The organism is Kitasatospora sp. GP82, assembly GCF_029892105.1.
GTDB lineage: Bacteria > Actinomycetota > Actinomycetes > Streptomycetales > Streptomycetaceae > Kitasatospora.
In genome coordinates this window covers 169,088-191,326 of sequence record NZ_JARZAJ010000015.1, presented here as the reverse complement: position 1 = coordinate 191,326, position 22,239 = coordinate 169,088, and the positions used below count along the sequence as shown (strand labels likewise).

Here is a 22,239-nt window from a genome sequence, read left to right as displayed (position 1 = left end):
CAGTCTGGAGCGACCCCGGACGAACCCGGACCGATCGGAGCCCAGCATGCCCATCGACGCAGTGACCCAGGTGCCGGCCCCGGCCAATGAGCCGGTGCACTCCTACGCCCCGGGCAGCCCCGAGCGGGCCAGGCTGGAGGCGAAGCTGGACGAGCTGGCCGCCGAGCAGATCCCGCTGCCGATGACGATCGGCGGCGAACAGCGCTTCGGCGGCGGTGAGCGGATCGAGGTGGTCCAGCCGCACCATCACGCGGCCAGGCTGGGCGTCCTGGGGAACGCGACCAGCAAGGACGCCAGGCTGGCGGTGGACGCGGCGCTCGCGGCCGCGCCCGGGTGGCGCTCGCTCTCCTTCGACGACCGGGCGGCGGTCTTTCTGCGGGCAGCCGATCTGCTGGCCGGTCCGTGGCGGGAGACGGTCGCGGCGGCGACCATGCTGGGCCAGTCGAAGACGGTCCAGCAGGCGGAGATCGACGCCCCGTGCGAGCTGGTGGACTTCTGGCGTTTCAATGTGCACTTTGCCCGGCAGCTGCTGGCCGAGCAGCCGGCCTCCTCGCCGGGGGTGTGGAACCGGACGGACCACCGCCCGCTGGAGGGCTTCGTCTACGCGATCACGCCCTTCAACTTCACGGCGATCGCGGGCAATCTGCCGACCGCCCCCGCGCTGATGGGCAACACCGTGGTCTGGAAGCCGTCCCCGACGCAGACGCTCTCCGCGTACTACCTGATGCGGCTGCTGGAGGCGGCGGGCCTGCCGCCCGGCGTGATCAACATGGTGACCGGCGACGGACAGCAGCTCTCCGCGGTGGCGCTGGCCGACCCCGACCTCGCCGGGCTGCACTTCACCGGCTCCACCCGGACCTTCCAGTCGCTCTGGCAGAGCATCGGCGCCAACATCGGCTCGTACCGGACGTACCCGAGGATCGTCGGCGAGAGCGGCGGCAAGGACTTCCTGCTGGCGCACCCCTCGGCCGACCCGGCGGTGCTGAGGACCGCGATGCTCCGGGGCGCCTTCGAGTACCAGGGCCAGAAGTGCTCGGCGCTGTCCAGGGCCTATCTGCCGCGCGGTCTGTGGCAGCGGATCAGGGACGAGTTCCTGGCCGAGGTGGACGCGCTGACGGTCGGTGATGTCACCGACCTGAGCAACTTCATGGGCGCCCTGATCGACCGGCGGGCCTTCGAGAAGAACCGGGCGGCGATCGACCGGGCCCAGCGGGTGCCCTCGGTGGAACTGGCGGCCGGCGGCCAGTACGACGACGCCATCGGGTACTTCGTGCGGCCGACCGTGCTGGTCTCCTCGGACCCGCGCGACGAGATCTTCCACACCGAGTACTTCGGTCCGATTCTCGCCGTGCACATCTACGAGGACGCCCGCTGGGAGGAGGCGCTGGAGCTGGTGGACACCGGGGCGCCGTACGGGCTGACCGGGGCGGTGATCGCCCAGGACCGGCCCGCGATCGCCCGGGCGGTGGAGCGGCTGCGGTTCGCCGCGGGAAACTTCTACATCAACGACAAGCCGACCGGCGCGGTGGTCGGGCAGCAGCCCTTCGGCGGCGGGCGCGCCTCCGGGACGAACGACAAGGCGGGTGCGGCGCAGAACCTGCTGCGCTGGACCTCGGCGCGCTCGATCAAGGAGACCTTCGTACCGCCGACCGACCACCGCTACCCGCACATGGGCTGAGCGTTTCCCGGCACCGGGCGCGGTCGGAACCTGACAGAGCCTGACACGTGGACGGGGCACATTGGACAAGATGTCCAGGACGGATCGATCTTCCTCTGAGTTTGTGCCTCCATGTCCCCTGACACCTTCGTTTCCGGCGGCTAGGCTGGCTGGCGTCGTCGGGTTTGGCATCACAGGCCAAATGACCTCATGTACCCAGACGAGAGGCATCTCATGCGTGGCATGAGCATCTTTCGTTCCGCGCATTAGGGCGGAATCTGGATCATGAGGGAAGATTGCAGACAGACCCGGCGGTGCACACCCGACACCACCGAGTCACGCAACGGCGCGCGACAGGAGCCAGACAGCCATGCAGACCAAGCTGGACGCAGCCAAGGCCGAACTGCTCACGAAGGCAGCAGCAGCCGCTGAGAACAGCCAGGTGGGGGGAGCGGCGCCAGGGGAGGGTCTGAGCAACGGTGCTCTGACCGCATACCTGCACCACTACTACCTCCACACCGCGCCCGAGGACCTGATCGACCGGGATCCGGTCGACGTCTACGGTGCGGCCGCCTCCCACTACCGACTCGGGCTCAAGCGGCCCCAGGGCACCGCCGAGGTCCGGGTGTACACCCCGACCGTCGAAGAGAACGGGTGGTCCTGCGGCCACACCGTGGTCGAGGTGGTCACCGACGACATGCCCTTCCTGGTCGACTCGGTCACCAACGAGCTGACCCGCGAGGACCGCGGCATCCATGTGGTCATCCACCCCCAGCTGGCCGTCCGCCGTGACATCACCGGCAAGCTGCTGGAGATCCTCGACATCGACGCCTGCTCGCGCAGCAAGGCCGCCGGGGCCGAGTGGCCGGCCGACGCCGTGGTCGAGTCGTGGATGCACATCGAGATCGACCGTGAGACGGACCGCGAGGACCTCCGCTCGATCGAGTCCAACCTGCGCCGCATCCTCGGTGACGTCCGCGAGGTCGTCGAGGACTGGTCGAAGATGCGTGACTCCGCGCTGCGCCTCGCCGACGAGCTTGCCGAGCAGCCCCCGGCCCACCTGCCCGAGCAGGAGGTCGGCGAGGCCTGGGAGCTGATGCGCTGGCTGGCCGACGACCACTTCACCTTCCTCGGCTACCGCGAGTACGACCTGGCCGAGCACCAGGGCGAGGAGGTGCTGCGGGCCGTCCCCGGCACCGGCCTGGGCGTGCTGCGCTCCGACCCGCTCAGCCACGACACCGACCACCACCCGGTCAGCGAGGCCTTCGGCCGCCTGAGCGCCCCCGTCCGCGCCAAGGCGCACGAGAAGAAGCTCCTCGTGCTGACCAAGGCCAACAGCCGTGCGACCGTGCACCGCCCGGCGTACCTGGACTACGTCGGCGTCAAGAAGTTCGACGCCAACGGCGAGGTGATCGGTGAGCGCCGCTTCCTCGGCCTGTTCTCCTCCGCCGCGTACACCGAGTCGGTCACCCGGATCCCGGTGGTCCGCCGCAAGGTGCAGGAGGTGCTGGCCGACTCCGGCTTCAGCAGCGAGAGCCACGACGGCCGCGACCTGCTGCAGATCCTGGAGACCTTCCCCCGGGACGAGATCTTCCAGACCCCGGCCGCCGGGCTGCTCTCCATCGCCACCAGCGTGCTCTACCTGCAGGAGCGCCGCCGGCTGCGGCTGTTCCTGCGCCAGGACGAGTACGGGCGCTACTTCTCCGCGCTGATCTACCTGCCGCGCGACCGCTACAACACCCGGGTCCGCGAGCGGCTCACCGCGATCCTCAAGGATGAGCTCAACGGCGACGCGATCGACTACACGATCTACTCGACCGAGTCCGTGCTCACCCGTCTCCACCTGGTGGTCCGGGTGGCCAAGGGCAGCGAGCTGCCGCAGCTCTCCGACGCCGACGTCGAGCGGATCGAGGCCAAGCTGGCCGAGGCCGCCCGGTTCTGGATGGACGGCTTCCACGACCAGCTGCACCTTGAGCTGGGCGAGGAGAAGGCCTCCGAGCTGGGCCGCAAGTACGCCAATGCCTTCCCCGACGGCTACCGCGCCGACTTCACCGCGCGCACCGCGGTCTCCGACCTCAAGCAGATCGAGTCGCTGAGCGGGGAGGGCGACTTCCGCCTCAACCTGTACCAGCCGGTCGGCGCGGGCGACGACGAGCGCCGCTTCAAGATCTACCGGGTCGGCGGCCCGATCTCGCTCACCGAGGTCCTGCCCGTGCTCTCGCGCCTGGGCGTCGAGGTGCTCGACGAGCACCCCTACGCGCTCACCCGCGCCGACGGCTCCACCGCCTGGGTGGTCGACTTCGGCCTGCGGCTGCGCGAGGTCACCGGCCTCACCGACGAGGCCCGCGAGCGCTTCCAGGAGACCTTCGCGGCCACCTGGACCGGCAAGGCCGAGAACGACCGCTTCAACGAGCTGGTCATGACCGCCGGGCTGACCTGGCGCCAGGCCATGGTGCTGCGCGCCTACGCCAAGTACCTCCGCCAGGCCGGGAGCACCTTCTCCCAGGACTACATGGAGGACGCGCTCCGCAACAACACCCACACCACCCGGCTGCTGGTGAACCTCTTCGAGGCCCGCCTCAGCCCCGGCCACCAGCAGGGCGCCGCGGAGCTGACCGAGGGCATCCTGGAGGAGCTGGCCGGTGCCCTGGACGAGGTCGTCTCGCTGGACGAGGACCGCATCCTGCGCTCCTTCCTCAACCTGATCAAGGCCACCCTGCGGACCAACTTCTTCCAGCACGACAGCGAGGGCAACTGGCCCTCGTACGTCTCGATGAAGTTCGACCCGCAGGCCATCCCAGACCTGCCGGCCCCGCGCCCGGCCTTCGAGATCTGGGTCTACTCGCCCCGGGTCGAGGGCGTGCACCTGCGCTTCGGCAAGGTCGCCCGCGGCGGTCTGCGCTGGTCCGACCGGCGCGAGGACTTCCGCACCGAGATCCTCGGCTTGGTCAAGGCCCAGATGGTCAAGAACACCGTGATCGTCCCGGTCGGCGCCAAGGGCGGCTTCGTCGCCAAGCAGCTGCCGGACCCGTCGGTGGACCGCGACGCCTGGATGGCCGAGGGCATCGCCTCGTACAAGACCTTCATCTCGGCGCTGCTGGACATCACCGACAACCTCAAGGGCGGCCAGGTCGTCCACCCGCGCGACGTGGTCCGCCACGACGAGGACGACACCTACCTGGTCGTCGCCGCCGACAAGGGCACCGCGACCTTCTCGGACATCGCCAACGGTGTGGCCGAGTCGTACGGCTTCTGGCTCGGCGACGCCTTCGCCTCCGGCGGCTCCGCCGGGTACGACCACAAGGGCATGGGCATCACGGCGCGCGGCGCCTGGGAGTCCGTCAAGCGCAACTTCCGCGAGCTGGGCGTGGACACCCAGTCGCAGGAGTTCACCGTGGTCGGCATCGGCGACATGTCCGGTGACGTCTTCGGCAACGGCATGCTGCTCAGCGAGCACATCCGCCTGTTCGCCGCCTTCGACCACCGGCACATCTTCCTCGACCCGAACCCGGACGCCGCCACCTCCTACGCGGAGCGCCGCCGGCTCTTCGACCTGCCGCGCAGCTCCTGGGACGACTACGACAAGTCCCTGATCTCCGCCGGTGGCGGGGTGCACCCCCGGTCGGCGAAGTCGATCCAGCTGACCCCGCAGGTCCGCGCGGCCCTCGGCATCGCGGAGAGCCGGCTCACCCCGGCCGAGCTGATGAAGGCCATCCTGCAGGCGCCCGTCGACCTGTTCTGGAACGGCGGCATCGGCACCTACATCAAGGCCACCAGCGAGACCAACGCCGAGGTCGGCGACAAGGCGAACGACTCCATCCGCGTCAACGGCGCCCAGGTCCGCGCCCGCGTCGTCGGCGAGGGCGGCAACCTCGGCTGCACCCAGCTCGGCCGGGTCGAGTACGCGGCGGTCGGCGGCCCGGAGGGCACCGGCGGCTGGATCAACACCGACTTCATCGACAACTCGGCCGGTGTGGACACCTCGGACCACGAGGTGAACATCAAGATCCTGCTCAACCAGGTGGTCGCCGACGGCGACATGACCATCAAGCAGCGCAACGCGCTGCTCGCCGAGATGACCGACGAGGTCGGCCGGCTCGTCCTGCGCAACAACTACGCGCAGAACGTGGTCCTCGCCAACGCCGTCAAGCAGGCGCACAGCCTGGTCAACGTGCACTCGCGCATGATCAACCGCTACGAGGCGGACGGCCAGCTCGACCGGGCCCTGGAGTTCCTGCCCTCCGAGCGCCAGATCCGCGAGCGCCAGCAGTCCGGGCGAGGGCTCTCCCAGCCCGAGCTGTCCGTGCTGCTCGCGTACACCAAGATCGTGCTGGCCGAGGAGCTGCTCGCCACCGACCTGCCCGACGACCCGTACTTCCGCAGCACGCTGCACGAGTACTTCCCGACCGCACTGCGTACCCGCTTCGCCGATGCGATCGACAAGCACCCGCTGCGCCGGGAGATCATCACCACCCTGATCGTCAACGACACGATCAACCGCGGTGGCTGCACCTTCGCCTTCCGCCTCCGCGAGGAGACCGGGGCGACCATGGCGGAGATCGCCCGCTCGCACACCGCGGCGCGCGCCGTCTTCAGCCTGGAGGACATCTGGGACGAGGTCGAGGCCCTGGACAACCGGGTGCCGGCCCGGATCCAGACCAAGATGCGGCTGCACTCGCGCCGCCTGGTCGAGCGCGCCACCCGCTGGATGCTCAACAACCGGCGCCAGCCGCTCGACATCGCGGGCACCATCGAGTTCTTCCGCGACGGTGTCGACCAGGTCTGGGGCAGCCTGCCCAAGCCGCTGCGCGGCGAGGACCTGGTGTGGTTCGAGTCGGTCTACCAGGAGCTGGCCGAGGCCGGTGTCCGCGAGAGCCTGGCCACCAGGATCGCGGGCCTCTCCTCGACCTTCCCGGCCCTCGACATGGTCGAGGTCGCGGACCGCTCCGGCGCCCAGGTCGCCGAGGTCGCCGAGCTCTACTACGACCTCGCCGACCGCCTGCAGATCACCCACCTGCTGGACCGGATCATCGACCTGCCCCGCACCGACCGCTGGTCCTCGATGGCCCGCGCGGCCATCCGCGAGGACCTGTTCGCGGCCCACTCGGCGCTGACCGCCGACATCCTGGCCTGCGGCCCCGAGGGTGCCACCCCCGAGGAGCGGTACGAGGCCTGGGCCGAGATCAACAGCACCCTGCTGGGCCGGGCGCGCACCACCCTGGACGACATAAGGAGTTCGGACAACTACGAGCTGTCCAGCCTCTCCGTCGCGATGCGGGTGATCCGTACGCTGCTGCGCACGGGCTCGATGCGCTGAGCATGACAGCACGCTGAGGGCGGCACCGGTTCCTTCCGGTGCCGCCCTCGCGGCGTTTGCGTGGGGGCCTTTCAGGGGCAAGGGGGAGCTCTTCAGGGGCGCGGGACTCTGAAGAAAGCCTCCTCGCGCCCCCGAGAAAGCCCTCTCCGTGGCCCCAGCGCGGCTGCCTTTCCCCGGGGCCGGCTCAGGGCTGGGTGGCGGCTCTTTGGAGGGCGCTGGCGAGGAGGGCCAGATCGGTCGGGCCGTTGCCCAGTTCGCGGACCGGGCGGCGGGTCGGCGGGGCGCCGAGCTGTGCGGGGTCGATGGCGACGACGGTCGGGCGCAGGGTGGCGGTGCGCGGGATGCGGCCGCTGACCCTGGCGGTCTGGAAGGCCGTCACTCCGCCGTCGGGGCGGCGGAGGTAGCCCCGTCCGGGGGTGTCCTCGGTAAGGGCGGCGGCGTCGCCGAGGTGGATCAGCAGGTCGGAGTCGGCGGGCTCGGCCGTGCGCAGGGCGATCCGCAGGGAGGCGGCCTCGTCCACCTCCGTACCCGCTGTCTCCTCGGGCGCGCCGGTGGTGACCACCAGGTGCACCCCGAGGCGCCCGCCGCGCTGCGCGACGGCCGCGAGGGCACGCGCCAGCGGCCGGCCGGCCGGGGAGGTGGGGGCCAGCAGCGCCTCGTAGTCGTCCACCGCCACGATCAGCCGGGCGGGTGCGGCGGGCTGGCTGTCGGCCCCCGCCCGGGGTGCGGTGGCCAGGGCGGCGGCGGTGGTGACCGGGCCGATCGGGCCGCCCGCCGTCACCAGGGAGACGCCGGGTGTACCGCCGAGGGCGCGGGTGGTGTGCCAGGAGGTGAAGTCGAGTCCGCCGAGGACGGACTCGCGGTGGGCGAGTTCGTCCAGCAGGGATTCGGCGGTGAGCAGGGCCTGCCGGGGTTCGGCGGCGGCGTCCAGATGTTCCGTCACATGCGGCAGGTCGGTACAGCTGCGCAGGCCGGACGAGTCGTCGGGGCCGACAGGGCCCCGGGCCTCGATGACGGTGATGCGCAGCCGCTCCGGCCGTTCGGAGACGGCGAGCGAGGCGAGCAGCGTACGCAGCAGCTCGGTCTTGCCCGCGCCCTTGGCGCCGCCGATCAGCAGGTGCGGGCCCGTGGCCTCGCCGGAACCGAAGGGCTGGGGGCCGACCAGGTCGGGGTCGGTGAGATCAATGGTGCAGTGGTCGTCGCGGCTGGTGCCGAGCAGGGCGGTGGCGGTGCCTGGGCTGGCGGGCAGGTCGGCCCAGCGGGCGGAGAGCTTGGCGGGGGTGACGGTGTCCAGCCGCAGCAGGTCGAGCAGGCGCAGCGCGTCCGGCAGCGGGCCCCGGCTGGCGGGGGAGGACTCGGTGAGCGGGGCGAGGACGCGGGCGAGCCGCTCGGCCCAGGCGGCGGAGACGGCGTCCAGGGACACCTCCTCGATCACCTCCCGCCCGGCTGCTCCGGCGAAGGCACCTGCGGGCACCGGCCGGGCGAGGGTGAGCTGGGTGGCGACCTCGCCGGTGATGACGGCGGTGGCGCCGAGCCCCGGCGGCAGCTCCTCGGGGCGCTCGGCGAGGCAGACCGGGAACACCCGCCCGGCCGGGCCCCGGGCGAGCAGCAGCTCCAGGGCGCTGCGGGCGGCGGGGCTGCCCGGGGCGCCGTCCAGCACCAGGACGGTGGCGGGTGGGGCCGCGGCGGCATCCAGGGCGGAGAGGGCGGTGAGTTCGGCGAGGCGGGCTTCGGCCTGCTCGGGGCCGAAGCCGACCAGCAGCCGGCAGTCCTGCCCGTGGGCGGGCCGCAGATGCGGCAGCCACAGGGCCCAGGACCAGTCGGCGGTGCGGGTTTCGTCGGCACTGAGCAGCACCAGGTTCAGGCTGCTCGGCGGGTGCAGGGCGGCGAGCTGGGCGACGGCGGCGCGCGCCAGCCCGGTGAGCCGGGCGCGCGGCCCGGCCAGGCCGAGGCTGCCGGAGCTTCGCAGGTCGACGGTGACGGGGACGGCGGGCAGCACGGTGCCGGGCGCGGTGCCGGGGCCGCCGGGGCTGTCGGCGGTGCCGAGCCGGAGGGTGAGCGCGTCGGGGTGGGCGGGGCCGCGCTCCCAGAGCCGGGGCCCGGTGCCGAGTGCGGTGAGCAGCAGACCGGCCGGGTCGGGCCAGCGCTCGCGCTGGGCGGCGGTCTGCCGCAGCCGGGCGGCGGCGTGCTGCCGGGCGGCGCTGGGCTGGCTGTCGGCGGCGGTGGCGGAGCGGCCGAGCGTACGGGAGAGCAGGGCTCGGGCGCGGCCGCCGGGGGAGGGCGCTTCGGTGGCGGCGGGCGCGGGCGGCTCGGCGGAAAGGGCCTTGGCGGGTGGTGCGGGGGCGAGCTGGAGGCGGCCCTGCCCGTCGGGTACGGCCTGCCGGGGCGCCCCTGAAATCTCCCCCAGATCTGCGTGCGGGCCCGCAGTGGCCCGGGCCGCGTCGCTCCTGGCGACCTGGAGGGTGGATTCGCCGAGGCGGATCAGCCCGCCGTCGGGCAGGTCGGCGGCGGCGCCGCGGAGGAACCGGCCGTCCACGGTGGTGCCGTTGGTGGAGCCCAGGTCACGGACCGTCACCCGGCCGTCGGGGCCGAGGTGCAGGGCGAGGTGGAGCCGGGAGACGTCGGGGTCGTCCAGCGGTACGTCGGCCTGGCTGGAGCGGCCGACCTGGATCTCCTGGCCGTGCAGCCGGTGCACGCCGCCCGCATCGGGACCACCGACGACGCGCAGTTCGGGCGCGGTGCCGTCGGCCGGTTCGTCGGCGTCGGGGTCGGGCTCGTTGAGGCAGAGGACGGCGCCGTCCAGCAGCGGGGGGTGGCCGAGCAGGGCCTGGTCGTCGAGGCGCTGGGTGCCCGCGTACAGGTGCACATGGGTGGCGGAGCGCGGCCCGCGCACGCCCACCGCACCGGCGAGTGCGCCCGCGACGGTGCCGAGTGCCGTACCGACGGGGGCCGTGACCAGCACGTCGGTGGCCCATCCGGCGGTGACCGAGGAGGCGGCGGCCGAGCCGCTGCGCGGTCGGAGGACGGTCAGCCGGATCTGCATCTCGCCCGGTCCCTTCTGCTCGTCGTGCCGACGCCGTGCCCTCGCTTGCCGTCACACGTGTGGCGCATGCCATCCTGCCACCCGGGACCGACAGTGCGCGCCCGGTACCGGATTTGACGATCTTGCGATGATCGCCATGGTGGAGCCGACGGGCAGTCAGGTCAACCTGTCCCCCTCCCCGACCCCTAGGGGAGACCCCCGAGGCTCCCTGTGCGCTCTCGGCGGCACGGCTCGGCCACTGCCTCTCAAAGCCGTGCGCTCACCGTTAGAGTTGCCGAAAACACGGGCCCGGCAGCCCGGTCGCGAATGGGCCCCTCCTGCCCGATGGAGGGCAAGCTAGGGAGAGTCACAGGTGCGGCCAGTCGGCAGCAAGTATCTGCTTGAGGAGACCCTCGGGCGCGGAGCCACCGGCACCGTGTGGCGCGCCCTGGTGCGGGAGGACGCCGCCGTACCCGGGATCGAGCCGGGGCGGCCGGTCGCGATCAAGATACTGCGCGAGGAGCTGGCCGCCGACCCGGATGTGGTGATGCGCTTCCTGCGCGAGCGCTCCGTCCTGCTGCGGCTCACCCACCCGAACGTCGTCCGGGTCCGCGACCTGGTGGTCGAGGGAGAGCTGCTCGCCCTGGTGATGGACCTGGTCGAGGGCCCGGACCTCTACCGCTACCTGCGCACCAACGGCCCCTTCAGCCCGGTCGCGGGCGCGCTGCTGATGGCCCAGATCGCCGATGCGCTGGCCGCCAGCCACACCGACGGCATCGTCCACCGCGACCTCAAGCCGGCCAATGTGCTGCTCGCCACCGTCACCGTGGACGGTGCCGAGCAGATGCATCCGATGCTCACCGACTTCGGCATCGCCCGCCTCGCCGACTCCCCGGGCACCACCCGCACCCACGAGTTCGTCGGCACCCCGGCGTACGTCGCCCCCGAGTCCGCCGACGGCCGCCCGCAGACCGCGGCCGTGGACGTCTACGGCGCCGGGATCATGCTGTACGAGCTGGTCACCGGGCGCCCGCCGTTCCAGGGCGACAGCCCGGTGGCGATCCTCCAGGCCCACCTGCGCGAGGAGCCGCAGCGCCCGCGCACCATGCCCGAGCCGGTCTGGACGGTGATCGAGCGCTGCCTGCGCAAGAACCCCGCCGAGCGCCCGAGCGCCGTCTCGCTGGCGCACGCCCTGCGGGTGGTCGCCGCCGGGATCGGCGTGCACTCCTCCCCGGCGGCGGTGGATGCGGCGATCGAGGTCGGCGCCCTGCTGCTGCCCGACCCGCTGCTGACCGCCGGGCTCGAAGCCGCAGCCCCCTTCGGCGAGGCGGACCCGACCCAGGTGCTGCCCTCGGGCGCGGGCGGCTACAGCCCGGCGGCCGCCACCCAGGTGTTCGGCGCCGAGGAGCGCACCCAGCTGATGGGCGGCGGCCCGGCCGGTGCCGAGGACCGTACGCAGCTGATGGGCACCCCGGCGGGCGCGCCGGACCGGACCCGGGTGATGCCGCCGATGCCCCCGGCTCCCGCAGGGCCGCCGCAGGCCGAGACGCCGCACCCGTGGCAGACCCAGCTGCGGGCCGCCCGCGACCGCAACCAGCAGACCGAGATCGGCTACCTCGGCGCCGAGGAGCTGGCCGCCCCGCAGGTCGCCCCGCGCCCGTACCAGGCCCCCCGGCCCGGCCAGCAGCCGCCTGCCCAGCCGTACGGCCGGCCGCCGCAGGAGCGGCAGCCGAACCCCGGCTACGCCCAGCGGCCGCCGGTCGCCCCGCCGCCCTACCGTGCCAACCAGGGCGGCCAGGAGCCGCAGCCGTACGGTGGCCGACAGCAGTACCAGGAGCCGCAGGGCTACCAGCCGCCGCAGCCGTACCAGCAGCCGCCGAGGTCCGGGCAGGGCTATCCGCAGGCGTACCCGCCGCCCGCTCGGCCCGCCCCCGCGCCGCAGCCGGCCCGTCGGGCCGAGCCCGAGTCGCCGCGCAGGGCCGAGCCGCCGGCCCCGCAGCCGCGCGAGCCCCGGGAGCGCGAGCCCCGCCGCGAGGCGCCGCCCGCGCGTGAGCCGCGCCGCCGCAGCCCGAACCGGATGTACATCCCCGGGCTCGGCTGCCTCAAGGGCTGTCTGATGGTGCTGCTGATCCTCGCGGTGGCGGCCGTGGCGCTGTGGAACTTCACACCGCTGCCGCACTACTGGGACAACGTGCACCACTGGTACACCAGCGTGAGCGACTGGGTCGGCAGGTACACCGGCTAGCTGACGCCCCGGCAGTTCGCGACTTTGGCGCTTTGTCGACAATTCACGATATTTCTCGTCAATTGGCGTCCCTCGGAGCCCTCCCGGCGTCTCTCGGAGGGCTCCGAGGCGCGTAGGTTGGTCGCCGAGCACCGACCTATCGAGCCCACGGAGCAGCATTGGCACGCAAGATCGGCAGCCGGTACACCGTCCACCAGGTGATCGGCCGGGGTTCCGCGGGGACCGTGTGGCTCGGCGAGGGGCCTGACGGGCCGGTGGCAGTCAAGCTGCTGCGCGAGGACCTGGCATCCGACCAGGTACTCGTCGGCCGCTTCGTCCAGGAGCGGACCGCCCTCACCAGCCTGGACCACCCCCGGGTGGTCGGCGTGCACGACATGGTGGTCGACGGCAGCGATCTCGCCCTGGTGATGGACCTGGTGCAGGGCACCGACCTGCGCACCCGGCTGGAGCGCGACGGCGTCCTCACCCCCCAGCACGCCGTCTCGGTGATCGCCGACGTGGCGGACGGCCTGGCGGCCGCCCACGCGGCCGGGATCGTCCACCGCGACGTCAAGCCGGAGAACGTCCTGCTCGACCTCGCCGCCCCGCCGGGACCCGGCGGCGCCCCGCGCGCCAAGCTCACCGACTTCGGCATCGCCCGACTGGTCGACGCCCCCCGCCGCACCCGCGCCACCCGGATCATCGGCACCCCCGACTACCTCGCCCCGGAGATCATCGAGGGCCTGGAGCCCAGGGCCGCCGTCGACATCTACGCCCTGGCGACCGTGCTGTACGAGGTGCTCGCGGGCTTCACCCCCTTCGGCGGCGGACACACCGGAGCCGTTCTGCGCCGCCATGTGACCGAGTCCGTGCCGCCCGTACCCGGCCTGCCGGACGGCCTCTGGCGGATCATCGCCGAGTGCCTCGCCAAGGCCCCCGCCTCCCGGCTGCGCGCCGCCGAGCTCGCCGAACGCCTGCGCGAGCAGCTCCCGCTGCTCGGCGAGCTGCCGCCGCTGGCCCTCCCCGCGCAGGGCCAGCCGCCCGCCGAGGAGGCGCTCACGCCCGGCGAGGCGGTCTATGCCGAGGCCGACTCGGGCCCCGGCACCCATCGGCGCCGCCGAGGCCCTGCGGTACCGCTGGTGCCAAGCCCCTCCCCGGACTCCACCCGGGACACCCACACCAGCCTGCGCCGCCCCTCCCCGAACGAGCTGGCCTCGTACGCGGCCGAGTCGCACGCCCAGCGCAGTGTCGCCCCCCACGTGCACCGCAAGGGCCGCCGGGCGCTGGTCCGGCGGCGCCGGACGATCGCGGTGCTGATCGCTCTCGTGCTGCTGCTGGCGGGCGCGGCGGCCGCGTACGCGGCCTTCGCCTCCGGCGACGGCAGGGGCGGGGGCGGGCGCGGCGGTGCCAGGGAGGGCGGTCGCGTGGGCGCGGCGGCCCAGGTACGGAGCATCCAGGCGGCCTTGAGTCCCTTGCATGCGCCGGTGATCCCCGGGTTGTAGCCGAGCTCCCTCGCGGAACCATTAGTCTTGGATACGTGGCAGCCGTCGATCCTTCCGAAGAGCTCAAGTCCCTCGAAACGACCATGGGGTCGATCGAGGCCGTCCTCGACCTGGACAAGATCCGGGCCGACATCGAACGCCTGGAGGAGGAGGCAGCCGCCCCCAACCTGTGGGACGACCTCGCCAACGCGCAGCAGGTGACCAGCCGGCTCTCCTTCCTGCAGGGGGAGCTGCGCAAGGTGCAGACCCTGCGCGGGCGCGTCGACGACCTGTCCGTCCTGTTCGAGCTGGCCGAGTCCGAGGACGACGCGGACACCCGCGCCGAGGCCGAGAACGAGCTTCAGTCGGTCAAGAAGGCCGTCGAGGAGCTGGAGGTCCGTACTCTCCTCTCCGGTGAGTACGACGCCCGCGAGGCCCTGGTCAACATCCGTGCCGAGGCCGGTGGCGTGGACGCCGCCGACTTCGCCGAGCAGCTGATGCGCATGTACCTGCGCTGGGCCGAGCGGCACGGGTACCCGACCGAGGTCTACGACACCTCGTACGCGGAGGAGGCCGGCATCAAGTCCGCGACCTTCAGCGTGAAGTCCCCGTACGCCTACGGCACCCTCTCGGTCGAGCAGGGCACCCACCGCCTGGTGCGTATCTCGCCCTTCGACAACCAGGGCCGCCGCCAGACGTCCTTCGCGGGTGTCGAGGTGCTCCCGGTCGTGGAGCAGAGCGACCACGTCGACATCGACGAGGGAGACCTGCGGATCGACGTCTACCGCGCCTCCGGCCCCGGTGGCCAGGGCGTCAACACCACCGACTCCGCGGTCCGGATCACCCACCTGCCGACCGGCGTCGTGGTCTCCTGCCAGAACGAGCGCTCGCAGATCCAGAACAAGGCCTCGGCGATGAACGTGCTCCAGGCCAAGCTGCTGGAGCGGCGCCGTCTGGAGGAGCGGGCGGCGATGGACGCGCTCAAGGACGGCGGCAGCTCCTGGGGCAACCAGATGCGGTCGTACGTTCTGCACCCGTACCAGATGGTCAAGGACCTGCGCACCGAGTACGAGGTCGGCAACCCGCAGGCCGTGCTGGACGGCGACATCGACGGCTTCATCGAGGCCGGTATCCGCTGGCGCAAGCAGAGCGAGATCGCCGAGAGCCAGGGCTGAAGCGAGAGCCGGAGCTGAAGGCAGACGAGAAGGGCCCCCGGGAGACCGGGGGCCCTTCTCGTCTGCCTGAGTGGCCGGTGTCTAGGCCAGCGCCTGCTTGGCGATCAGTGCCACCGCCAGCAGCCCTACCAGCAGGGCGATCAGGGTGGCGGGGGTCAGCGCGGCGAAGGGGCCCTGCTCCTGCTGGAGCCGGGCGCGGTTGGCGCGACACACCCGGCAGCGGCCCTCGCTCACGCGGCCGTTGCAGTTGGCGCACACCAGATGGTCGCAGGTCATGCGATCTCCTCCTTGCTGCTAAGCCAACGCACCGGACGCGGCTTTGGTTCCGCTTCCCTCCACTGTGCCAGGTTCTGGACAGTACGGCCCGTGGGCTGTGAAATCGCTCGCTTTTTTCAGGGCAAATACGGACATTCTTCTTTTGGCTCCCGGGCGGCGACTGCAAGCCGTCATCCGTGTCGCGTAGGGTCCCAGCCTGGAGGAGGGGCAGACGGCCCTTCCTGCCGACCGAGGAACGGCGCCGCGAGCCGCACCTTCCGGCCTTGAGTTTAACGATCGGGTCACGGAGGTTTGGCCGAGTCGGTCGCCATTCCACCTAGGATGGCCTCCGTGATGCAGCCGTGATCAGATTCGACAACGTCTCCAAGACCTATCCCAAGCAGAACCGTCCCGCCCTGTCGGACGTCTCGCTAGAGATCGAGAAGGGCGAGTTCGTCTTCCTGGTCGGCTCCTCGGGTTCGGGCAAGTCCACCTTCCTGAGACTGTGCCTGCGTGAGGAGCGTCCGAGCACCGGTGCGGTGCACGTGCTGGGCAAGGACCTCGGCAAGCTGTCCAACTGGAAGGTGCCGCACATGCGGCGCCAGCTGGGCACCGTCTTCCAGGACTTCCGCCTGCTGCCCAACAAGACGGTGGCGCAGAACGTGGCCTTCGCCCTCGAGGTGATCGGCAAGCCCAAGAGCGCCATCAACAAGGTGGTGCCCGAGGTGCTCGACCTGGTCGGCCTCGGCGGCAAGGAGGACCGGATGCCCGGTGAGCTCTCCGGTGGTGAGCAGCAGCGCGTGGCGATCGCCCGGGCCTTCGTCAACCGTCCGATGCTGCTGATCGCGGACGAGCCCACCGGTAACCTCGACCCGCAGAACTCCGTCGGCATCATGAAGCTGCTCGACCGGATCAACCGCACCGGCACCACGGTTCTGATGGCCACTCACGACCAGGCCATCGTCGACCAGATGCGCAAGCGGGTGATCGAGCTCGACAAGGGGCTGCTGGTCCGCGACCAGGCCCGCGGCGTCTACGGCTACCAGCACTGAGACGCCCCGCCCGCCAAGTCGCCCCACCCGCATTGACCCTGGAGTGAGAAAAGCATGCGCGCCCAGTTCGTCCTGTCGGAGATCGGTGTCGGTCTTCGCCGCAACCTGACGATGACCATCGCCGTCGTCGTCAGTGTCGCGCTCTCGCTCGCCCTCGCCGGTGCCAGCCTCCTGGTCAGGGACCAGGTCAACTCGATGAAGGGTTACTGGTACGACAAGGTCGAGGTGAGCATCTACTTCTGCACAAAGTCCGACGCGAAGACCTCCGCGCAGTGCTCGGCCGGTGCCGCCACCGACCAGCAGATCCAGGACGTCAAGACGCTGCTGGACAAGATGCCGCTGGTGCAGTCGTCCACCTTCGAGAGCTCGGCGGAGGCGTACAAGCGCTGGAAGGACACCAACCCGGACAACCCGCTGCTCGCCGCCGTCGGCGCGGAGGCGATGCCGCAGTCCTGGCGGGTGAAGCTGAACGACCCGGAGAAGTACGACGTGGTGCAGAGCGCCTTCGCGGGCAAGCCCGGCGTCAAATCGGTCGAGGACCAGCGCAAGATCCTGGACAACCTGTTCGGTCTGCTGAACGGCCTTCAGGCGGCAGCCTTCGTGATCATGGTGCTGATGCTCTTCGTTGCGCTGCTGCTGATCGTCAACACCGTCCGGGTGTCGGCCTTCAGCCGACGGCGCGAGACCGGCATCATGCGCTTGGTCGGCGCTTCGAACTTCTACGTCCAGATGCCGTTCATCGCCGAAGCCGCGTTCGCCGCGCTGCTTGGTGCGATGCTGGCCTCCGGACTGCTGCTGGCGGGGCACTTCTTCGTGCAGAACTTCCTCGCCCAGCGGGTGCAGTTCATCCACTTCATCGGGCTCTCCTCGGTGCTGACGGTGATCCCGCTGCTGATCGTGATCGGTATGGGCATGGCCGGTATCGCCGCCTTCATCACGCTGCGGAAGTACCTCAAGGTCTGACGCGGCATCATGGAACGGCCCCGGACGGCACCACGCCGTTCCGGGGCCGTTCCGTTTGGACCACCGCCGCGACCTGCGGCGCCTAGACTCCGGTGCCATGGCACGAACACCACGCGGAGTACGGCAGGGCGCCGCGCTCACCCTGGTGTTCGGCACCGTACTGCTCGCGGGTGCGGCCACCGGGGCCTGGGGCGGACCGACCACCGCGCCCGGACCCCTCTCGGCGGACGCCGCGCACCGGCCCGCCGGCGCCGACCTGTCGGGTGCCGACCTGTCCCCGCAGCAGGCCGAGCAGCTGGTCGCGAGCGGCGAGGATCCGTGGGCCGCGTACTACAGCCCCCAGGCGTACCAGGACTTCACCCAGGGCCGGTACCTGGGCGTCGGCCTCTCGGTGGGGCGCGGGCAGGACGGAAGCACGGCCGTGTCCCAGGTGCAGCCCGCCGGGCCGGCCGAGCAGGCCGGGATCGCGCCGGGCGACCGGCTGCTGCACATCGACGGCGTCCCGGCCGACCGGCTGCCGGTCACCGAGGTGGTGGCCCGGCTGCGCGGCCCGGCCGGGGCCGACCGCAGGGCCGGTTCCATGGTCGCCCTCGCCGTGCAGCGCCAGGGCGGCCCGGTGCGGGAGCTGGTGCTGCGGCGGCGGCTGCTGGCGGCGCAGGAGGTGACGGTGGCGCATCCGCGGCCCGGCGTGGTCCGTGTCGCCGTCCGGGGCTTCACCGACGGCGTGGCCGAGCAGGTGCGGGCCGCCGTCCGCGGTGCCCACGGTGTGGTGCTGGACCTGCGCGGCAACTCCGGCGGCCTGGTCGAGGAGGCGGTCGAGACCGCCTCTGTCTTCCTGGACGGCGGCCCGGTGGCCTCGTACGAGGCACGTGGCGAGCGGCGCGAGCTGACGGCGGCCCAGGGCGGGGACACCACCACCCCGCTGGTCGTGCTGGTGGACGGCGGCACCATGAGCGCCGCCGAACTGCTCGCGGGCGCCCTCCAGGACCGCTGCCGCGCGGTACTGGTCGGTGCCCGTACCTTCGGCAAGGGCACCGTGCAGCAGCCCAGCCGCCTGGCCGACGGCTCGGTACTGGAGCTCACCGTCGGCCGCTACCGCACCCCCGGCGGCCGCTCCCCGGACGGCACCGGCCTGATCCCCGACGCCCCGCTGCCCGCGGGCGGCACCCCGGAGGACGCGGCGGCGCTGGCCGACACCGTACTGTCCGGCCTGGGCAGAGGCTGAGGGTGCGTACGCGCTTCCCCGCGCCCCCGAGGTGTGCACGCGGAAAGAAAGGGGCTGCCAGCCGGTGTCCCGAGGTGCGAGAATATCGGCGCTATGGCAAAGGAAACGGGAACGAAGCTGATCGCGCAGAACAAGCGGGCGCGGCACGAGTACACGATCCTCGACACGTACGAGTGCGGCCTGGTGCTCACCGGCACCGAGGTGAAGTCACTGCGCGAGGGTCGTGCCAACCTGGTGGACGGCTATGCCTACATCCAGGGGCACGAGGCATGGATCGACAACGTCTTCATCCCCGAGTACACCCAGGGTACGTGGACGAACCATACGGCGCGGCGCAAGCGCAAGCTGCTGCTGCACCGGATGGAGATCCGGAAGATCGAGGCCAAGGTGAAGGAGACCGGCCACACCCTGGTGCCGCTCTCCCTCTACTTCAAGGACGGCCGGGTCAAGCTGGAGCTGGCGCTCGCCGTCGGTAAGAAGCTGTACGACAAGCGGCAGACGCTGCGTGAGAAGCAGGACCGCCGCGAGTCCGACCGCGCGGTGGCCGCGGCCCGCCGCCGCCAGCGCTGACCTTCTACACGACTGTCGCAGTTCTGTACCAAGGAGCCCTCGCTGTCGGAACCGGTGTTTCCCGTCAGTACGATCGCCCGGTGAACGTCTCCCTGCTTCAAGGCTGGCTCCCGGCCACGATGAAGGCCGTGGCCGTGCTGGCGCTGCTGGCGGCCATAGGCTGGCGCGACTCCGGCTGGCGGCTGCGCCGACTGCCGATCGCGCTGGGCGTGGCCGTCCTGCTCACCGTGCTCTCCGCGCTGGGTGTGCTGTACCTGTCCGGGGTCACCGACCCGCTGCCGGTCAGCCTCTGGATCTGGCTCGGCGTCGCGATCCTGGCGCTGGCCGTCCTGGTGGTCGGCTGGCGCGGGGCGCGCTGGTGGCAGCGCGCGACCGTACCGGTGGCGGTGCTGCTCGCGGTCGCCACCGGCGCGAACGTGATCAACCAGGAGACGGGCTACTACCCGACCGTCGGTGATGCCATCGGCGAGCTGAGCGACCAGCCGTTGCCGAGTCAGATCACGGTGGACCAGGCGAAGGGCATCACCGGCAAGACCGCCACCGGCCGGATCGTCACGGTGGACATCCCCAACACGGTCAGCGGCTTCGCCCACCGTCAGGAACTGGTCTATCTGCCGCCGGCCTGGTTCCGCAGCAAGAACCGGCCCAAGCTGCCGGTGGTGGAGATGGTCGGCGGCGAGTTCTCCGCTCCCGACAACTGGGTGCGGATCGGCAACGCCGCGCAGACCGCCGACGCGTACGCCAGGAAGCACCACGGCTACGCGCCCGTGATGGTCTTCGTGGACCCCAGCGGCGGCTTCAAGGTGGACACCGAGTGCGTCAACGGTCCGGCGGGGAAGGCCCAGGACCACCTGACCAAGGACGTTCCGCCCTATGTCGAGACCACCTTCGGCACCGCCACCGACCCCCGCAAGTGGGGCGTGGCCGGCTGGTCGATGGGTGGCACCTGCGCCCTCACCATGGCGGTGACCCACCCCGATCTCTTCGGCCACTTCCTCGACATCTCCGGCGACCTCGGCCCCAACACCGGCGACAAGCAGCAGACGATAGCCAAGCTGTACGGCGGTGACGCCGCCGCCTGGTCCGCCAACGACCCGCTCACCGTGCTCGCCCACCACCCGAAGTACCGGGGGATGACCGCCCTTCTGCTGGCCGGTGACCAGGAGAGCCGCCAGACCGGCCAGATGAAGCAGCAGCTCGAACCCGCCCTGCACAAGGCGGGAATCTCCACCCGGGTCGCCGTCCTGCCCGGCAAGCACGTCTGGCAGTTCGCCGCCACCGCCTTCGAGCACGACTTCGCGATGCTCGCCGAGCAGGTCGGCACCCCCGGCTCCCGCCCGGCCGCCACCCAGCCGCCGGCGGTCGCGCCCGCCCTCCCTTAATGAGCTGGACCCCTGCCCGTCACTGCGCGTACCATGACTGAAGCACCACCGGAGCGGCTTGCCGGTCCGGAGATGCCAGTAAATAGTTGCTTGCCAACAAAACATGGGGATGATCGGTTTCGACAGGGGAAGTCGAAACAGGGGAAGCGAGCCGAGGAACGCGGCAATGATCTCGTTAACCATCTGCCGCAAAAATATAATCGCCAACTCTAAGCGCGATTCCCAGCAGTTCGCTCTCGCAGCCTGATCTGCGAAAGTGAATGGGTGTCAGACCGGGGAGTTCCCGACCCGGACCCTGGCATAATCTAGGGAACTCAACCCGCCACTCGGGCTGCGAGGGTGGTGGGGAAATCAAACAGCAGCTGGGCCTGTTGGCGGCTTGTCCGCGTGACTGCCAGGGCCGAGAAAATCACAGCGGACTGCGCTCGGAGAAGCCCTGAATCCACTCCACTGGACCCGGGTTCGATTCCCGGCATCTCCACCAGACCCATGTGCATGTGAGCCGTCCTCCGTCCCGGAGGGCGGCTCTCGTGTTTTCGCGACCGGCTCGGGTCCGCTCCCGCGACGGGCTCGGCCTGCCGCGCAACACGACGGAAATCGGAGCGACCCGGGGGCGTCACCGCTGCGCGGGAGGATGACCGTTCCCACCCGATGACCCGGATCACCCCCGGACGGCCCGGGAGCACCCCGCCCGGACCCCTGCGCGGCCGGCCCCGGGAAGCCCCACCCGAAGGACCCCGACCATGGATGTCCCGATCCCAGGCACCGCCCACGTCCCGCCGCTGGCCGGCTTCACCATCGGTGTCACCGCCGCCCGCAGCTCCGACGAGCTCACCACCCTGCTGCAACACCGGGGCGCCGCCGTACTGCGCGCCCCCGCGCTGCGGATCGTGCCGCTCGGCGGCGACACCGAACTGCTCGCCGCCACCCGCGCCCTGCTGGCCGCCCCGCCCGACCTCGCGGTCGCCACCACCGGGATCGGCTTCCGGGGCTGGACCGAGGCCGCCGAGGGCTGGGGTCTGGGCGACGAGCTGGCCGCCTGCCTCGGCAAGGCCGCACTGCTGGCGCGTGGTCCCGAGGCCGAGGCAGCGATCCGGGCCGCCGGGCTCCGGGAGCAGTGGTCGGCCCGGTCGGAGTCCTCCGTCGAGCTGCTCGAGCGGCTGCTCGACCAGGGCGTGGACGGCCGCCGGATCGCCGTCCAGCTGCACGGCGCGCCGCAGCGCGACTTCGTCGACTCGCTGCGGGCCGCAGGTGCGGACATCGTCGAGGTTCCCGTCTACCGCTGGCTGCCGCCCGTCGACAGCGCCCCGCTGGACCGCCTGCTGAACGCCGCCTTCACCGGCGCGCTGGACGCCGTCACCTTCACCAGCGCCCCCGCCGCCCTCGGCCTGCTCGACCGCGCCGCCCGGCGCGGCCGTACCGCCGAACTGCTGCACGCCCTGCGCCGCGACGTCCTGCCGGTCTGCGCCGGCCCGGTCACCGCCGCGCCGCTGGAAGACCTGGACGTACCCACCGTCCGGCCCGAGCGGACGCGGCTCGGCGCCATGGTGCAGACCCTCACCGCCGAACTTCCGCTCCGGGCCCGCCGTCTCGCCGTCGCCGGACACCGCCTCGAGCTGCGAGGCCAGGCCGCGCTGGTCGACGGCCGGCTGCGGCACGTACCGCCCACCGGGATGGCCCTGCTGCGGGCACTGGCCCGACGCCCTGGCTGGGTCGTACCGCGCGCCGAACTGCTGCGGGCCCTGCCCGGCAGCGGCGGCGACGAGCACGCCGTCGAGACCGCGATGGCCCGCCTGCGCGCGGCCCTCGGCACACCCCAACTGGTCGCCACCGTGGTCAAACGCGGCTACCGCCTGGCCACAGACCCTTCGGCTCCGGGACGGTGAGCAGGCAGCGCTCTCAGGGGCGCGGGGAAC

The 22,239-nt window shown here is 71.7% G+C and carries 13 protein-coding genes and 1 other RNA gene; 12 read left to right on the top strand and 2 right to left on the bottom strand.

Annotated features, from left to right (window positions below):
• Positions 1 to 52: 52 nt before the first annotated feature.
• The gene (gene pruA / locus P3T39_RS18190; protein ID WP_280698926.1) at positions 53 to 1,678 is read left to right on the top strand and encodes an L-glutamate gamma-semialdehyde dehydrogenase; all 1,626 of its coding nucleotides are present in this window, start codon (positions 53 to 55) and stop codon (positions 1,676 to 1,678) included.
• A 349-nt stretch (positions 1,679 to 2,027) separates the two neighbouring features.
• The gene (locus P3T39_RS18185; protein WP_280698870.1) at positions 2,028 to 6,974 is read left to right on the top strand and encodes an NAD-glutamate dehydrogenase; all 4,947 of its coding nucleotides are present in this window, start codon (positions 2,028 to 2,030) and stop codon (positions 6,972 to 6,974) included.
• Positions 6,975 to 7,158: 184 nt separating this feature from the next.
• Here the strand turns inward: P3T39_RS18185 and P3T39_RS18180 are convergent, their stop codons facing one another.
• Positions 7,159 to 10,017 carry an FHA domain-containing protein gene (locus P3T39_RS18180; protein ID WP_280698868.1) on the bottom strand — a complete coding sequence of 953 codons (2,859 nt, stop codon included), beginning with the start codon at positions 10,015 to 10,017 and terminating at the stop codon, positions 7,159 to 7,161.
• Positions 10,018 to 10,369: 352 nt separating this feature from the next.
• Here P3T39_RS18180 and P3T39_RS18175 point away from each other — a divergent pair, with 352 nt between their 5' ends.
• From P3T39_RS18175 to prfB, 3 genes are all read left to right on the top strand, one after another.
• Complete coding sequence (locus tag P3T39_RS18175) at positions 10,370 to 12,241, top strand: serine/threonine-protein kinase (RefSeq protein ID WP_280698866.1); 1,872 nt, start codon at positions 10,370 to 10,372, stop codon at positions 12,239 to 12,241.
• Positions 12,242 to 12,399: 158 nt separating this feature from the next.
• Positions 12,400 to 13,722: a serine/threonine-protein kinase gene (locus tag P3T39_RS18170; RefSeq protein ID WP_280698863.1), complete on the top strand. Its 1,323-nt coding sequence runs from the start codon at positions 12,400 to 12,402 to the stop codon at positions 13,720 to 13,722.
• A gap of 35 nt (positions 13,723 to 13,757) precedes the next feature.
• A complete protein-coding gene (gene prfB / locus P3T39_RS18165; protein WP_280698861.1) occupies positions 13,758 to 14,876 on the top strand; it encodes a peptide chain release factor 2 in 1,119 nt (372 codons plus the stop codon).
• Between the two features lie 81 nt (positions 14,877 to 14,957).
• On the opposite strand, the gene P3T39_RS18160 is transcribed toward prfB, so the two are convergent.
• A complete protein-coding gene (locus P3T39_RS18160; protein ID WP_280698860.1) occupies positions 14,958 to 15,152 on the bottom strand; it encodes a hypothetical protein in 195 nt (64 codons plus the stop codon).
• 341 nt (positions 15,153 to 15,493) lie between these two features.
• Between P3T39_RS18160 and ftsE the strand changes: the two genes are divergently transcribed.
• The 7 genes from ftsE (at position 15,494) to P3T39_RS18125 (ending at position 22,209) form a co-directional block, all read left to right on the top strand.
• A complete protein-coding gene (gene ftsE, locus P3T39_RS18155; protein ID WP_045303489.1) occupies positions 15,494 to 16,183 on the top strand; it encodes a cell division ATP-binding protein FtsE in 690 nt (229 codons plus the stop codon).
• A 54-nt stretch (positions 16,184 to 16,237) separates the two neighbouring features.
• On the top strand, positions 16,238 to 17,146 hold the full coding sequence (gene ftsX, locus P3T39_RS18150) for a permease-like cell division protein FtsX (protein ID WP_280698857.1): 909 nt from the start codon (positions 16,238 to 16,240) through the stop codon (positions 17,144 to 17,146).
• A gap of 97 nt (positions 17,147 to 17,243) precedes the next feature.
• Positions 17,244 to 18,371: a S41 family peptidase gene (locus P3T39_RS18145; protein ID WP_280698854.1), complete on the top strand. Its 1,128-nt coding sequence runs from the start codon at positions 17,244 to 17,246 to the stop codon at positions 18,369 to 18,371.
• A 93-nt stretch (positions 18,372 to 18,464) separates the two neighbouring features.
• Positions 18,465 to 18,941 carry an SsrA-binding protein SmpB gene (gene smpB / locus P3T39_RS18140; protein WP_280698852.1) on the top strand — a complete coding sequence of 159 codons (477 nt, stop codon included), beginning with the start codon at positions 18,465 to 18,467 and terminating at the stop codon, positions 18,939 to 18,941.
• An 80-nt stretch (positions 18,942 to 19,021) separates the two neighbouring features.
• The gene (locus P3T39_RS18135) at positions 19,022 to 20,323 is read left to right on the top strand and encodes an alpha/beta hydrolase-fold protein (RefSeq protein ID WP_280698849.1); all 1,302 of its coding nucleotides are present in this window, start codon (positions 19,022 to 19,024) and stop codon (positions 20,321 to 20,323) included.
• Positions 20,324 to 20,428: 105 nt separating this feature from the next.
• Positions 20,429 to 20,807, top strand: a transfer-messenger RNA (tmRNA) gene (gene ssrA / locus P3T39_RS18130).
• Positions 20,808 to 21,066: 259 nt separating this feature from the next.
• Entirely contained in the window at positions 21,067 to 22,209 is a 1,143-nt protein-coding gene (locus tag P3T39_RS18125) for a uroporphyrinogen-III synthase (RefSeq protein ID WP_280698847.1), read from the top strand.
• Positions 22,210 to 22,239: the final 30 nt, after the last annotated feature.

Excerpts from the sequence above, each read along its gene's own strand:
- P3T39_RS18185 (WP_280698870.1), top strand. The coding sequence starts at position 2,028 with ATGCAGACCAAGCTGGACGCAGCCAAGGCCGAACTGCTCACGAAGGCA.
- P3T39_RS18180 (WP_280698868.1), bottom strand. The coding sequence starts at position 10,017 with ATGCAGATCCGGCTGACCGTCCTCCGACCGCGCAGCGGCTCGGCCGCC.
- P3T39_RS18160 (WP_280698860.1), bottom strand. The coding sequence starts at position 15,152 with ATGACCTGCGACCATCTGGTGTGCGCCAACTGCAACGGCCGCGTGAGC.
- ftsX (WP_280698857.1), top strand. The coding sequence starts at position 16,238 with ATGCGCGCCCAGTTCGTCCTGTCGGAGATCGGTGTCGGTCTTCGCCGC.
- P3T39_RS18145 (WP_280698854.1), top strand. The coding sequence starts at position 17,244 with ATGGCACGAACACCACGCGGAGTACGGCAGGGCGCCGCGCTCACCCTG.
- smpB (WP_280698852.1), top strand. The coding sequence starts at position 18,465 with ATGGCAAAGGAAACGGGAACGAAGCTGATCGCGCAGAACAAGCGGGCG.
- P3T39_RS18125 (WP_280698847.1), top strand. The coding sequence starts at position 21,067 with ATGGATGTCCCGATCCCAGGCACCGCCCACGTCCCGCCGCTGGCCGGC.